This is a genomic window from Mycolicibacterium septicum DSM 44393 (assembly GCF_000455325.1).
Lineage (GTDB): Bacteria > Actinomycetota > Actinomycetes > Mycobacteriales > Mycobacteriaceae > Mycobacterium > Mycobacterium septicum.
On the sequence record NZ_HG322951.1, the window covers coordinates 707,691 to 720,737 of the forward strand.

The following is a 13,047-nucleotide window of genomic DNA, read 5'->3' on the forward strand; positions in this document are numbered from 1 at the left end:
TGGTGCCGGCAGCTCAAACTCGACGGTAGACGGCCGTTTCATCAATGACAAGTAGTTGATACTCTGAATTCGACTGAGGCGGGAGGGTCCGATGGATCAGCATCTTGGGGAGTACCTGGGGGTCGAGGCCGACTGGTCGCTCGACGGCGACCCCGGCGACACGATCGAGGTCATCTCCCCGCACACCGGGCAACCCATCGCTCGTGTGGTGGCGGCCGGACCGGCCGAGGTGGACGCTGCCGTCGCGGCCGCTCGTGCGGCCATCGACCACGGGCCGTGGCCACGGCTGGACCCGGCGGAACGCATCGCGGCGGTGCGACGCCTCGCCGAGGTCTACGCCGGACGACGCGGCGAGATGGCCCAACTCATCTCGGCCGAGATGGGTGCGCCGATCACTTTCGCCCAACGCGCGCAGGTCGGGCTGCCGGCGATGATGATGTCCGCGTTCTGCGACCTCGCCGAGACCTATCCCTGGCGGGAGGTCCGCTCGGGTTTCTTCGGGTCGGACGTTCGCGTCGTGAAGCAGCAGGTGGGTGTCGTCGCAGCCGTCGTTCCGTGGAACATGCCGCAGTTCCTGATCGTCACCAAGCTCGTGCCCGCGCTGCTCGCCGGCTGCGCGGTGGTGCTCAAGCCCGCGCCCGAATCTCCCCTGGATGCACTGCTTTTGAGCGACATGATCAAGGAGATCGGCCTGCCCGACGGCGTCGTCTCCGTCATCCAGGGGGACGCCACCGTCGGTGCCCACCTGGTCGGCCACGCGGGCGTCGACAAGGTCTCGTTTACGGGTTCGAGTGCCGCGGGCCGCGCCGTCGCGGCGGCTGCCGCAGCCAACTTGACCAAGGTAAGTCTCGAGCTCGGCGGCAAGTCGGCGGCCATCATCCTCGATGACGCCGACCCGGCGACCGTCGCGGCCGGGGTGCGGTCGGCCAGCCTGTCCAACAGTGGCCAGATCTGCAATGCCTTGACCCGCATCGTCGTACCGGCGTCCCGGGAGCAGGAGTTCGTCGACGCCCTGGCCGACCGGATGAACGCACTCGTCGTCGGCGATCCCGCCGACGCGGCCACCGACCTGGGTCCACTCGTGTCCCGACGGCAGCAGCAGCGTGTACGCGACTACATCGACCTCGGACGGCAAGAGGGAGCCCGGATGGTCTGCGGAGGGGCCGACCTGCCCGATGGCGTCGACACGGGCTGGTACGTCCGGCCCACTCTGTTCGCCGGGGCTGACAACTCGATGCGCATCGCCCGCGAGGAGATCTTCGGTCCTGTACTCACCGTGATCGGGTACCGCGACGAGGACGAAGCGGTCGCGATCGCCAACGACTCCGACTATGGCCTGGCCGGCTCGGTGTGGACGGCGGACACCGACCGCGGCATCAAGATCGCCGAACGTGTACAAACCGGCACTTTCGGGGTAAACCAGGGGTACACGATGGATCCGTTCGCACCGTTCGGCGGCGTCAAGGACAGTGGCTACGGCCGGGAACTCGGCCGTGAAGGCCTCGACGGCTATCTCGAGACCAAGTCCATCGCCGTCGCGGCCACCCGGTGATCGAGAGGGAATGATGACCACAACCACCTCACCCAGGATTCCGGCCGCCGAACGCATCGCCGTGCGATGTGTCGACTCCGATGTGCATCCCGTTCCCCGCCGGGGAGAGCTCGGCCAGTACATCCCCGAGCCGTGGCGGTCCAGGTATTTCAACACCCACGATGTCGGCGACCTCATCTACTACGACGCCCCCGATTACGCGCATGCCTACGCGATGCGGACGGATGCCTTCCCGTCCGACGGCGAATTCGCCGGCAGCAACCCCGATCTCGCCTTCCGGCAGCTGATCATGGAGGCCGGGGCGGATATCGCGATTCTGGAACCCGCGGCGTACTCGGCCCACATTCCCGAGGCCAATCATGTGATGAACTGCGCGCTCAACGACTGGCAGGCCAACCACTGGCTGGACAGTCACAACAACTGGCACGAGCGCTGGCGTGGATCCATCTGCCTGGCGGTCGAAGCGCCCGAGCTGGGGGCGCAGGAGATCGAACGGTGGGCCGGCCACCCGTACATGGCGCAGATCCTGATCAAGGCCGAGCCGCGTCCGTCGTGGGGTGACCCCAAATACGACCCGATCTGGGCGGCGGCCACCAAACATGACATTCCCGTGAGCTGCCACCTGTCCCGCGGCGAGTACGAGGAACTTCCGCTCCCGCCGGTGGGGCTGCCCAGCTACAACCACGACTTCATGGTCACGTACTCACTGTTGGCGGCCAACCAGGTGATGAGCCTGATCTTCGACGGCGTGTTCGACCGGTTCCCGACGCTGCGCATCGTGTTCGTCGAGCACGCGTTCACCTGGATCCTGCCGCTGATGTGGCGCATGGACGCCATCTATGAGGCACGCAAGTCCTGGATGGACATCAAGCGCAAGCCGTCCGAGTACGTCAAGGACCACATCAAGTTCACCACCCAGCCGTTGGACTACCCCGAGGACAAGACCGAACTGTCGCGGGCCTTCGAATGGATGGAGTGCGACAAGATCCTGCTGTTCTCCAGCGACTACCCGCACTGGACGTTCGACGACCCGCGCTGGCTGGTCAAACACCTGCCCGAGCACGCCAGGGAAAACGTCATGTTCCGCAACGGCATCGAGACCTACAAGCTGCCCGAGACGGTTCCGGTGCTCGAGGGTCAGGTGCGGGTGTTCTGAGTCGCCCTTACGGCAGCTTGATGGCCGACACGTACATTTCCACCATGGGCCGGTAGAGGTCGACATCGTCGAGTTCACTGCCCAGCACCACACCCTCGCTGGTGGCGATGAGCACCTGGGCGAACGTCGACGCCGGAATCCGCAGCGTTGCGCCAAGTCGTTTCATACCTGCGGCGATGAAGGCGCTGAGCGACTCGACGACTTCGGCGCGCTTCGCTGCGACCCGGTCCCGAGCCTCCGGGTTGCGACGCAGGTAGAGGGTGAATTCGTGGCCTAACGCGGCATGCTCGGCGCCGCGGTCGCGGCTCAGCTCGCGCCATCGCTCGGCGATCTCGTCGAGTTCTGCCGCCCCGACCTCCTTCGCGGAGGACATCACCTCCGCGAAGTTGTCGAAATACCGGCGCCAGTACCTGTCGCTGACTGCCAGGAAGAGGTCTTCCTTGGTGGAGAAGTGGTTGTAGATGGCGCCCTTGGTGTAGCCGGCAGCGTGGGCGATGTCATCCAGAGACGCTGCGGTGAATCCTTTTTCGGCAAAAACGGCTTCCGCAGCGTCCAGGAGTAGTGAGCGGGTGCGCTCCAGGCGCCGCTCCCGCGTCCACCGCTCGACCATGCGTGAGATTCTGCCACAGAACTAAAAAACCTCTAGGTATTTGAGATACCACTCGGTATATTCTGCTGCGAACGCATGACGATCCCTTGTCGCTGGGGCCATTTCGCGATTCGGGTGCACTGTTCGATTCATGCGCGCTGATACGGCAACCAAGAAGGAGGCAGTGTCGTGGGCGACCTGTCCAGCGGGAGCAAGACCGAGCCGCGCGGCGGCGCGGCGTCAATCGATGTAGGGGTACAGCGGACAGTCAAACCGGTCCAGATATGGGCCGTAGCCGGTGGGGCATTGCTGGCACTTCAGCTGTATGTGTGGATCAGCTGGATCACCGGACCCTATTTCGAACGCGTGCCCGGCGGCGTCAACGAGCCGCCGCTTTATATGAAGATCCCCCTGATCGCGAATGCGGTTGTGCTCTGGGTCGGTCTGCCATTCGCCATCTGGTGGTTCTTCATCAGGCCATGGCGTCGCGAACGTCGAATCACGTTGGACGGCATGCTATTTGTGTCGATGGGCCTGATGTTCTTCCAGGATCCCCTGCTGAACTACTTCAACACCTGGTGCACGTACAACACCTGGTTGTTCAACCGGGGTTCGTGGTCCTCGAACATTCCGGGATGGGTCTCACCCGAGGAGCCCGGCCGCCAGGTCGCCGAACCACTGCTGACGAATGTGCCGGGTTACGCCTACGGCGTCCTGCTGATCACAATCGCCGGTTGTTGGGCCATGCGCAAGATCAAGAACCGCTGGCCGAGCATCACCAACCTGCGGTTGATATTACTGACCTACGCGATGGCCTTCGTCTTCGATTTCGTGATGGAAGCCCTGGTCATGCTGCCGATCGGGTTCTACACCTACCCGGGCGCGATCCGGTCGGTGTCATTCAACGCCGGCACCTACTATCAGTGGCCGATTTATGAGGGGCTGATGTGGGGCGGTGTCCAGGCGGCCCTGTGCTGTTTGCGCTTCTTCACCGATGATCGCGGCCGCACCGTCGTCGAACGTGGAATCGACCGTGTGCGAGGCGGTTTCGCGAAGCAGCAGTTCATCCGTTTCCTGGCGGTCTTTGCCGGGGTCAGCGCCTGTTTCTTCTTCTTCTACAACCTGCCTGCGCAGTGGATCGGCATGCACTCGGACCCCTGGCCCGAGGACCACATGAAGCGGTCCTATCTCACCGGAGGCATCTGTGGTGATGGCACCGACACTCCCTGTCCCGACCCGGTACTGCCGATGCCCACCAAACGGTCCGGCTTCATCAACACCGACGGTCAGCTGGTCCTACCGGAGGGTGCGCAGCTGCCGACGGTCGTGCCGCTGATGCCGGGGAACTGATGCCGAGTCAGGAGTCGACCGGCCCACACGAGGTGTCGCCCTGCCCGGCTTTGCGCAACAACGCTTTGAGTTGACGTTGTTCGGTGGGCGTCAGGCGGTCGAGCACCCGCTGATCGGCGACGTGGACGGCGTCCTCGGCACGGGCGAGCAACGTGCGGCCGGTGGCGGTGAGTTCGGCGGGCAGCGCCTTTCCCGCCGCCGCGGCATCGGGGCGGCGCACGGCGCCCGCGGCTTCCAGGCGGTGCAGCAGCTGGTTGGTCGCCTGCGCACTGACGTTGGTGAGCCGGGCCAGTCCAGCGCTGGTAAGCCCGGGATTCAGCGAGATGATCCGCAGGCAGACGAACTCCGGCAGTCCGAGTCCGAGCGGGGTGAGCACACCGACCAGCTCGGGGCGCAACGTCGCAGCCACCCGGTGCAGCAGGTATCCCAGCGGCTCGCTGTCGGGGGCATTCATAGCTGGCATCCTCACATGCGCCGCCCGCATCGACGATCCACATCGGCCGCACAGTTTCGCCCACAGCTCAACCAGTTCTCAGCCAGATCTCATTGAATTGGTCCCGATCGAGGCGTATCAAGGAACTTGATACACCTGTCGGGCCGCAGTTCCGCGGTCCGGTTGAAATCTGGAAAAAGGATGTGTGACATGGGTTTTGGAGGATTTGGCGGCGGTTTCGGTCCGGCGGGATTCGACGGCGGCAACTGCAGCCCAGAGGGGCAGGGCGGTTTCGGTCCTGGCGCGTTCGGTGGCGGTTTCGCCGGCCCCGGGTTCGGTAAGGGCTTCGGGCCGGGCTTCGCGCTCAAGCGTGCCGCCGTCGGCACCGCGGCACTGTTGCTCGACGGGCCGGCCACAGCTGAACAGATCGTCGAGCGCACCACCGAGGCCACCGGCGGCGCCTTCACCCCGCCGCAGGACATCGTCGAATTGGCCATCGCGGCACTGGCCGGCCGCGGTGTGGTCACCGTCTCCGACGGTGTCGCCACGCTGACCGATTTCGGCACCCAGCTGCTTGCCTGGCGCGGTGTCACCAGCGAGACCGCGCACGCGTTGTTCGGCAAGGTGGGCAAGTTCGCGGACGTCATCAAGATTCGCACCGGCCTGCACGAGGTCGCCGGTCTGGCCCGCACCATCGCGTTCACGGGCACGGACGAACAGAAGGCCAAGCTCGGTGAGGTGCGGACGAATCTGCTCGCGGCCATCACCGACGCGAAGAAGGCCCTGCACGGAGTGCTGGCCAACTAGATTCTCGTCTGGAAGTTAGCGCAGCACCGAACCCGGATTGAGGATGCCCTGTGGATCCAGGGCATCCTTGATCCGGCGGGTCAACGCCATCACGTCGTCGCCGAGTTGTAGTGGCAGCCAATCCCTTTTGAGCCGGCCGATGCCGTGCTCGCCGGTGATGGTGCCGCCCATGGCGATCGCCAGTTCCATGACCCGGGCGAACGCGTGACGGGCGCGCTCGCTCATATCCGGATCCTCGGCATCGAACACCACCACCGGGTGGGTGTTTCCGTCGCCGGCGTGCGCGACGACGCAGATGAGCACGTCGCAGTCGTCGGCGATGCGCTTGATGCCGGCCACCAGTTCCGGCAGGTCGGGTGTCGGTACCGTGACGTCCTCGAGGTAGAACGTGCCCAGTTGCATGAGGGCCAGGCCCACCAGCCGACGAGCCGCGGTGAACGCGGCGCCCTCTTCGGCATCGTCGGTCGCGTAAACCTCGGTGGCACCGGACTTCTCGCAGGCCTCGACGATGTGGGCGATCTCCTCGGCGGCCGCGCCCGGTGCATCGGATTGAACGAGCAGCATCGCCTCGGCCGAGCGGTCCAGGCCCATGCGGCGGTAGTCCTCGACGGCGTTGATGGTCGCGTGGTCCATCAGCTCCAACATCGCAGGCCGGACCTTCTCGGTGATGGCCACCACCGCGTCGGCGGCGTCCTGTACGGAGCCGAACAGCGCGACCGCGGTCGATGCCGGAGGCTGCGCCGGGATCAGCCGCAGGGTGAGTTCGGTGATCACCCCGAGGATGCCCTCGGAACCGACGAACAGCTTCGTCAACGCCAGGCCGGCAACGTCTTTCAACCGCGGGCCGCCCAACCGCACGGCCGTGCCGTCGGCCAGCACCACCTGCATGCCCAACACGTAATCGCTGGTGACCCCGTACTTCACACAGCACAACCCGCCGGCGTTCGTCGCCGCGTTCCCGCCGATCGAGGAGATCTCGACCGAACCCGGGTCGGGCGGGTACCACAGCCCGTGCTCAGCGGCTGCCTTCTTCACCTCGGAGTTGATCAGACCGGGCTGCACCACCGCGACGCGGCTCGCGGTGTCGATTCGGATGTCGCGCATCCGTTCGGTGCTCAGGATGATTCCGCCGTCGACCCCGTTGGCGCCGCCGGCGAGCCCGGATCCCGCGCCCCGGGGTACCACGGGTACACCATGTGCGCTGGCCCATCGCAGCACGGCCTGCACATCCTCGGTGCTGCTCGCCCGCACGACGGCCCGTGCCCGGCCCGCTTCCGGGTCGAGTGCGGCGTCGCGCCGATAACCCTCGATCACGGCGGGATCGGTGATCACCGCGTGGTCCGGCAGTTCGGCGGCCAGTGCGGCGATCTCGTTGTCCGGTGTGGACATCTCAGAAATTCTAGTAACCGGAAGCGATCTCCGCGGTGTTCTGGGACGTGACCCTGGCGCGGGCCCAGTTCAGGAACTCCGCGACGGCATCGGCCGTGTAGTGCCCGCGCGGTGAGCCGAAGATGTCGAACGCATGTTGGGCGTGCGGGATCTCGGCGTAGACCACCGGCGAGTTCGACACCTTGCGCAGCGCGGCGACGAACTCGCGGCCTTCGCCCACCGGGATCAGGGAGTCGTTGGCCCCGTGCAGGACGAAAAACGGTGGGGCGTCGGGGTGTACCAGCGTGATCGGCGAGGCGTCTTTGTACACCTGATCGTTGGCGGCCAGCGGCAGCTTGACGATGAGCCGCTCCAGCACCTCGACGAACTCGGCCCGGCCGGTGCCGGCGGTGCTGAACCAGTCGTAGCGGCCGTACACGGGTACCGCGGCGGCGACGGAAGTGTCGGCATCCTCGAAACCGGGCTGCCACTTGGGATCGTTGGGGGTCAGCGCGGCCAGTGCGGTCAGATGCCCACCTGCCGAACCGCCGGTGATACACACCGCGTCGGGGTCGCCGCCGTACTCGGCGATGTTGGCCTTCACCCAGGCCAACGCCTGCTTCACATCGATGATGTGGTTGGGCCAGGGGTGGCGTGGGCTGATCCGGTAGCCGATCGACACGCAGATCCAGCCCTGCTCGGCCAGGTGACTCATCAGCGGATAAGACTGCGGCCGGCGCATGCCGATCATCCAGGCCCCGCCCGGGACCTGCAGCAGCACCGGCGCCTTGCCGTCGCGCGGCAGGTCGGGGCGCATCCAGATGTCGGCGAGGTTGGCCCGATGCGGGCCGTAGTGCACGGTCTTGCTCACGTAGCGGCGCCGGCTCATGGACGTGGAGTACACCTCGCCGCGCCGCAGGGGCCGCAGCGCCGACGGGTACTCATCGGCCAGGGTCTCGCGTACCGGATCTTCGAAGTAGCGCCGGGACTGCACACCGCGACGGTGCACCAGCACCAGTAGTGCCCAGGAAATCGCCTTGAGCAGCAAGGAGATTCGCCCGCTCGCGGACCTGTAGTCACCGCGGATGGCGCGGCGCACCGCGTCGAGGGCCGACCCGGTGATCACCAGCGGTGCGTTCTCCGAGGTGGGCCAGCCGAACGCGAAGGCCAGGATGGTGCTGTAACCCCTGCGTCCGATCGGTTTCACTGCGTTGGCAGCATTGAGCAGCTCAGCGGCCGCTGCGAGCAGCCGTCGGCGTTCAGCCATTCACCTTCTCCTGGAGTTGGCGACGGTCGATCTTGCCGGTGCTGTTGCGTGGCAGTTCGTCCAGCACGGTGATCTCCCGCGGCACTTTGTAGTTGGCGAGGTTCTCTCGAACGTACGCCTTGAGCTCATCGGGGGTGACAGTGCCGGAGAGCACCACGAAGGCGACAAGTCGCTGCCCGTACTGCGAATCGTCGACACCGATCACCGCGGGCTCCGCGACATCGGGATGGCCGGCCAGCACCTTCTCCACTTCGATCGGATAGACGTTCTCGCCGCCGGAGACGATCATCTCGTCGTCGCGGCCCACCACGAACAACCGGCCCGCCTCATCGAGGTAGCCGACATCGCCCGAGGACATGAAGCCCTCGTGGAAATCCTTCGTCGTGCCGGAGGTGTATCCGTCGAACTGCGTCGAGTTGCGCACGTAGATGGTGCCCACCTCCCCGGTGGGAACCTGCCGGAAATCGCTGTCGAGGATGCGAATCTCGGTGCCCTCCGCGGGTTTACCCGCGGTATCGGGTGCGGCGCGCAGATCGGCCGGTGTCGCGGTGGCGATCATGCCGGCCTCGGTGGCGTTGTAGTTGTTGTAGATGATGTCGCCGAAGCGGTCCATGAACGCGATGACGACGTCGGGACGCATGCGCGATCCGGATGCCGCGGCGAACCGCAGCGTGCGCCCGTCGTAGCGGTTCAGTACGTTCTCGGGCAGCTCCATGATCCGGTCGAACATCACGGGCACCACGCACAGACCCTTGGCCCGGTGCCGGTCCACGAGCTCGAGCGTGGCCTCCGGGTCGAACTTGCGGCGGGTGACGATGGTGCAGGCCATCGACGCCGCGAAGGCCAGCTGGGAGAAACCCCAGGCGTGGAACATCGGCGCCACGATCACGACGCGCTCTTCGGTGTGCCACGGGGTGCGGTCCAGGATCGCCTTCAGTACTTCTGGGCCGCCGCCGGAATGCTTGGCGCCCTTGGGGGTTCCGGTGGTCCCCGAGGTCAGCAGGATGACCTTGCTCTTGTCGGTGGCGCGGCGGGGCTCCTGACCGCGGTGCTCCTCGACGAGCTTGGCCACGGTGACGTCGTGGGCGTGGGTGTCGGTCCACGCCACGATCCGCGCCGCGCTGGGGCGATCAGAAAGGGCACGGTCGACGGTATCCGTGAATTCCTCGTCGTAGATGACGGCGTCGACCGACTCGCGGTCGACCACCTCGGCCATCGCCGGCGCGGCGAAGGAGGTGTTGAGAAGCAGAACGTCGGCGCCGATGCGGTTGGCGGCGATCAGCGACAGCACGAAACCGCGGTGGTTGCGGGCCATGATGCCGAGCACTTTCGGTTCACCACCGGGCAGTGCCTGCAGGCCGGCGGCCAGGGCGTCGGCCTGCTGGTCGACCTGTTGCCAGGTCAGCGTGCCGAGTTCGTCGACCAGGCCGGGCCGGTTGCCGCAGCGCTGCGCCGAGGCCGCGAAACCCGAAGTGATGCTCATGTTCTCGCGGGACATGGCGGCGGCGATCCGCAGATACTTGTCCGGGCGCATCGCCGTGATGATTCCGGCCCGGCGCATGGTGTTGACCAGGCCGACGGTGTCGGTGACCCGGTCCAGCGGTCCCGTCAGCAGATCGAGCGGATTCACCGGCGATCAGCCGATCACCGGGAAGCGGCGCTCTTCGGCCAGCTCGTCCAGCGCGCGCTGCATGACCCGGCGGACGTGCGCGTCGACCTCGTCGATATCGGGGTTCTCGCCGAACTCGGCCTCGATGTCGATCGGCTCCAGTGTCTTCATCACGATCTTGCTCGGCAACGGCACATTGAGCGGCAGCACCGCGGACAGGCCGAACGGGAAACCGAACGACACCGGCACGATCTTGGTGCGGGCCAGTCGCGCGATCGGACCCAGCGCCTTGGCCACCCCGGTGCCGCGGGACAGGAACAGCTGGGTCTCCTGGCCGCCGATGCCGACCATCGGCACGATCGGCACGCCGGCGTTGATCGCGGCCTTGATGTAACCGGTGCGCCCGGCGAAGTCGATCTTGTTGGCCGACAGGGTCGGCCGGTACACGTCGTAGTCACCGCCGGGGAACACCACGACCACGCCGCCGGAGCGCAGCGCCTCGTCGGCGTTCTCGTGGTTGGCCCGGATGAATCCGGTCTTCTTGAAGAAGGCCGCGGTCGGCCCGGTCATCAGCATGTCGTGGCTGAGGGTGTACACGGGGCGCTCGAAGCCGAACTTCTCGTAGAAGCCCGTCGCGAACACCGGCACGTCCAGGGCGAACAGTCCACCGGAGTGGTTCGACACCACGAGCGCGCCACCGTTGGGGAAGCTGTCCAGCCCGCGCACCTCGGCTCGGTGGTAGCCCTTGATGAGCGGCCGTAGGAAGCCCATGACCTTCTCGGTCAGGCCCGGATCCCACTTGGTGATTTCGGACGGGTCGATGTCGGTCGCAGCCACAGGGTCCCCCTGATGTGGATTGGAACGTGTTCTAGTTTTGCTAGTGTACCCAGGTGGAGGGTGAAAAACCCATTTGCTTCACGGGTCGATCTACCTACCGCCGAGTAGCTGTGGACAATCCTCTCAAAACCACAGGTCGCGCCGCGTGGCTATGAGACCGACGGATTAGTCACAGTCGAGTTGACCAGAACCACGGTTGAGGCAGCATCATTGGCCGGCATGGGCTCCTCGCCATCTGACTCGCCGTCCGACCCTGCATTCGACCTGCCCGGCTACCTCGGCCGCATCGGCTATGACGGTTCGAAGGAACCGGACTCCGACACCTTGCGGGGCGTCGTAGCCGCACACGGCCGCACCATCCCGTTCGAGAACCTGGACCCGCTGCTGGGCATCCCGGTCGCCGATCTGAGCGCCGCGGCGCTGTCGGACAAGCTGGTCATCCGCCGCCGCGGCGGCTATTGCTACGAGCACAACGGGCTGCTCGGCTACGCCCTCGACGAGCTGGGCTACGGCGTCGAACGTCTCGCCGGGCGGGTGGTCTGGATGAAGGAACCTGACGCCCCGTTGCCCGCGCTCACCCACAACGTGCTGGCCGTGACGGTGCCCGGGGAAGCCGGGCGGTACCTGGTCGATGTCGGCTTCGGCGGGCAGACGCTGTCGTCGCCGATCCGGTTGCAGACCGGCGCGGTGCAGCAGACCCGACACGAGCCCTACCGGCTGCTGCAGTTGCCCACCCGCCACGAGCCTGAGTACGAACTGGCCGCACAGGTCCGCGGTCAGTGGCAGCCGCTGTACCGGTTCACCGCCGTGCCGCAACCGCGGATCGACCTGGAGGTCGGAAGCTGGTATGTCTCAACGCATCCCGGCGGGGTCTTCGTCGTCGGGCTGTCCGCGGCACTCGTCACCGACGACGCCAGGATCAACCTGCGCGGCCGGAATCTGGCGATCCACAGCCACGGTGAGACCGAACGCATCCGATTCGACACCGCCGCAGAGGTTCTCGACGCGCTCACCGATCGGTTCGGTGTCAACCTGTCCGATCTCGACGGCGTCGACGTCGAGGCGCGGGTGGCGCAGGTGTTGGACAGCTGAGCCGGCCCGGGTACCCACAGCAGGAAATGTCATGGTCCGCACCCGGGCGGCCGACCATACTCGGTGACCGTGGAGGACCAACCGAACGGCCGTGACCGGCTACGCGAACTGCTCGACGCAGTCGTCGACGACGACAACTCGGGTGTCGGCGACATGGCCCGCAGCAGTTACGCCTCGGAGTTTCACTTCTCCCGAGAGGTGCGCCGGCTCACGGGTGAACCACCCGCGGCGCTGCGCCGGCGGGTCATGCTCGAGCGTGCGGCCTGGCGGTTGCAGCAGGGGGCCGGGGTGGCCGAGGTGGCAGAGACCGAGGGGTGGTCGTCGGCCGAGGTGTTCTCCCGGGCGTTCCGCCGCGCCTTCGGGGTGCCGCCGTCGCGCGCCGACGATGTCGGATTCCGGTTGACCGCTCCCAACGGAGTGCACTTCCATCCGCCGCAGTCGTTGTGGTGCGATGCGGACCCGGGCGAGTCCGCCGGCCCGGATGTCGCCCAGTTCATGCTCGTGCACGATGTCGCCGACACCGGCTACCTGATCGGTGCCGCCGCCGAGCTTTCCGAACAGCAGTGGGTTCAGGAGATCTCGCCGGGGCAGGTGGTACTGGACTGGGACGGGCCGGAACCCAGCGTCGCAGCGGTACTCGGCGCGATCGTGTGGACCAAGGAGGTCTGGCTCGCGACCATCGAGGGCCGGGATTTCCCGTCGCGTGCCACCACCGGCCAGGCGACGGCCGAGCAGCTCGCGGCGCACCACCGCGTCATCGGAAAGCGCTGGACCACACTGATATCCGAATACTCGGCCGCAGGACGGCTGGGTGACACCGTGATCGATGCGTTGTGCGATCCGCCGGAATCCTTCCAGCTGTACGGGATCGTGGCGCACGTGCTGACCTATTCGGCGCATCGGCGGGCGCTCGTGCGGGGAATGTTGGCCCGACATGGTGTCCAGGTCGACCGGGGTGACCCACTGGAATGGATGAGGAGGGACTGA

At 66.3% G+C, this 13,047-nt stretch carries 12 protein-coding genes; 6 read left to right on the forward strand and 6 right to left on the reverse strand.

What is annotated here, in order from left to right; translation table 11 throughout:
- The first annotated feature begins 91 nt into the window (after window positions 1-91).
- Together TX88_RS03380 and TX88_RS03385 are read left to right on the forward strand one after the other, a co-directional pair.
- The gene (locus TX88_RS03380) at window positions 92-1,552 is read left to right on the forward strand and encodes an aldehyde dehydrogenase (RefSeq protein ID WP_084621772.1); all 1,461 of its coding nucleotides are present in this window, start codon (window positions 92-94) and stop codon (window positions 1,550-1,552) included.
- A 13-nt stretch (window positions 1,553-1,565) separates the two neighbouring features.
- Window positions 1,566-2,708: an amidohydrolase family protein gene (locus TX88_RS03385; protein WP_044519046.1), complete on the forward strand. Its 1,143-nt coding sequence runs from the start codon at window positions 1,566-1,568 to the stop codon at window positions 2,706-2,708.
- Window positions 2,709-2,715: 7 nt separating this feature from the next.
- Here the strand turns inward: TX88_RS03385 and TX88_RS03390 are convergent, their stop codons facing one another.
- The gene (locus TX88_RS03390; RefSeq protein WP_044514662.1) at window positions 2,716-3,318 is read right to left on the reverse strand and encodes a TetR/AcrR family transcriptional regulator; all 603 of its coding nucleotides are present in this window, start codon (window positions 3,316-3,318) and stop codon (window positions 2,716-2,718) included.
- Window positions 3,319-3,486: 168 nt separating this feature from the next.
- On the opposite strand from TX88_RS03390, the gene TX88_RS03395 reads away from it, so the two are divergent.
- Entirely contained in the window at window positions 3,487-4,647 is a 1,161-nt protein-coding gene (locus TX88_RS03395) for a spirocyclase AveC family protein (protein WP_044514664.1), read from the forward strand.
- A 7-nt stretch (window positions 4,648-4,654) separates the two neighbouring features.
- Here TX88_RS03395 and TX88_RS03400 read toward each other — a convergent pair whose 3' ends face one another.
- The gene (locus tag TX88_RS03400; RefSeq protein ID WP_044514665.1) at window positions 4,655-5,101 is read right to left on the reverse strand and encodes a MarR family winged helix-turn-helix transcriptional regulator; all 447 of its coding nucleotides are present in this window, start codon (window positions 5,099-5,101) and stop codon (window positions 4,655-4,657) included.
- A gap of 189 nt (window positions 5,102-5,290) precedes the next feature.
- On the opposite strand from TX88_RS03400, the gene TX88_RS03405 reads away from it, so the two are divergent.
- Complete coding sequence (locus tag TX88_RS03405; protein ID WP_084621773.1) at window positions 5,291-5,887, forward strand: hypothetical protein; 597 nt, start codon at window positions 5,291-5,293, stop codon at window positions 5,885-5,887.
- A 15-nt stretch (window positions 5,888-5,902) separates the two neighbouring features.
- On the opposite strand, the gene TX88_RS03410 is transcribed toward TX88_RS03405, so the two are convergent.
- The 4 genes from TX88_RS03410 to TX88_RS03425 are packed head-to-tail and all read right to left on the reverse strand — an operon-like array spanning window position 5,903 to window position 10,968.
- Complete coding sequence (locus TX88_RS03410) at window positions 5,903-7,276, reverse strand: FAD-binding oxidoreductase (protein ID WP_044514668.1); 1,374 nt, start codon at window positions 7,274-7,276, stop codon at window positions 5,903-5,905.
- Between the two features lie 10 nt (window positions 7,277-7,286).
- The gene (locus TX88_RS03415) at window positions 7,287-8,522 is read right to left on the reverse strand and encodes an alpha/beta hydrolase (protein ID WP_044514670.1); all 1,236 of its coding nucleotides are present in this window, start codon (window positions 8,520-8,522) and stop codon (window positions 7,287-7,289) included.
- Window positions 8,515-10,152, reverse strand: coding sequence for an acyl-CoA ligase FadD12 (gene fadD12 / locus TX88_RS03420; RefSeq protein ID WP_084621774.1), 1,638 nt, complete (start codon window positions 10,150-10,152; stop codon window positions 8,515-8,517). Before fadD12 ends, TX88_RS03415 begins: the two co-directional genes overlap by 8 nt.
- A gap of 6 nt (window positions 10,153-10,158) precedes the next feature.
- Window positions 10,159-10,968, reverse strand: a complete 810-nt coding sequence (locus TX88_RS03425) for a 1-acyl-sn-glycerol-3-phosphate acyltransferase (protein ID WP_044514672.1) — start codon at window positions 10,966-10,968, stop codon at window positions 10,159-10,161.
- A gap of 219 nt (window positions 10,969-11,187) precedes the next feature.
- On the opposite strand from TX88_RS03425, the gene TX88_RS03430 reads away from it, so the two are divergent.
- Both TX88_RS03430 and TX88_RS03435 read left to right on the forward strand, forming a co-directional pair.
- Window positions 11,188-12,060 carry an arylamine N-acetyltransferase family protein gene (locus TX88_RS03430; RefSeq protein ID WP_044514673.1) on the forward strand — a complete coding sequence of 291 codons (873 nt, stop codon included), beginning with the start codon at window positions 11,188-11,190 and terminating at the stop codon, window positions 12,058-12,060.
- 63 nt (window positions 12,061-12,123) lie between these two features.
- Complete coding sequence (locus tag TX88_RS03435) at window positions 12,124-13,047, forward strand: helix-turn-helix domain-containing protein (protein WP_044514675.1); 924 nt, start codon at window positions 12,124-12,126, stop codon at window positions 13,045-13,047.

Coding starts and splice junctions, on each gene's coding strand:
- TX88_RS03390 (WP_044514662.1), bottom strand. CDS start 3,318: ATGGTCGAGCGGTGGACGCGGGAGCGGCGCCTGGAGCGCACCCGCTCA.
- TX88_RS03415 (WP_044514670.1), bottom strand. CDS start 8,522: ATGGCTGAACGCCGACGGCTGCTCGCAGCGGCCGCTGAGCTGCTCAAT.
- TX88_RS03400 (WP_044514665.1), bottom strand. CDS start 5,101: ATGAATGCCCCCGACAGCGAGCCGCTGGGATACCTGCTGCACCGGGTG.
- TX88_RS03430 (WP_044514673.1), top strand. CDS start 11,188: ATGGGCTCCTCGCCATCTGACTCGCCGTCCGACCCTGCATTCGACCTG.
- TX88_RS03410 (WP_044514668.1), bottom strand. CDS start 7,276: ATGTCCACACCGGACAACGAGATCGCCGCACTGGCCGCCGAACTGCCG.
- TX88_RS03385 (WP_044519046.1), top strand. CDS start 1,566: ATGACCACAACCACCTCACCCAGGATTCCGGCCGCCGAACGCATCGCC.
- TX88_RS03405 (WP_084621773.1), top strand. CDS start 5,291: ATGGGTTTTGGAGGATTTGGCGGCGGTTTCGGTCCGGCGGGATTCGAC.
- TX88_RS03380 (WP_084621772.1), top strand. CDS start 92: ATGGATCAGCATCTTGGGGAGTACCTGGGGGTCGAGGCCGACTGGTCG.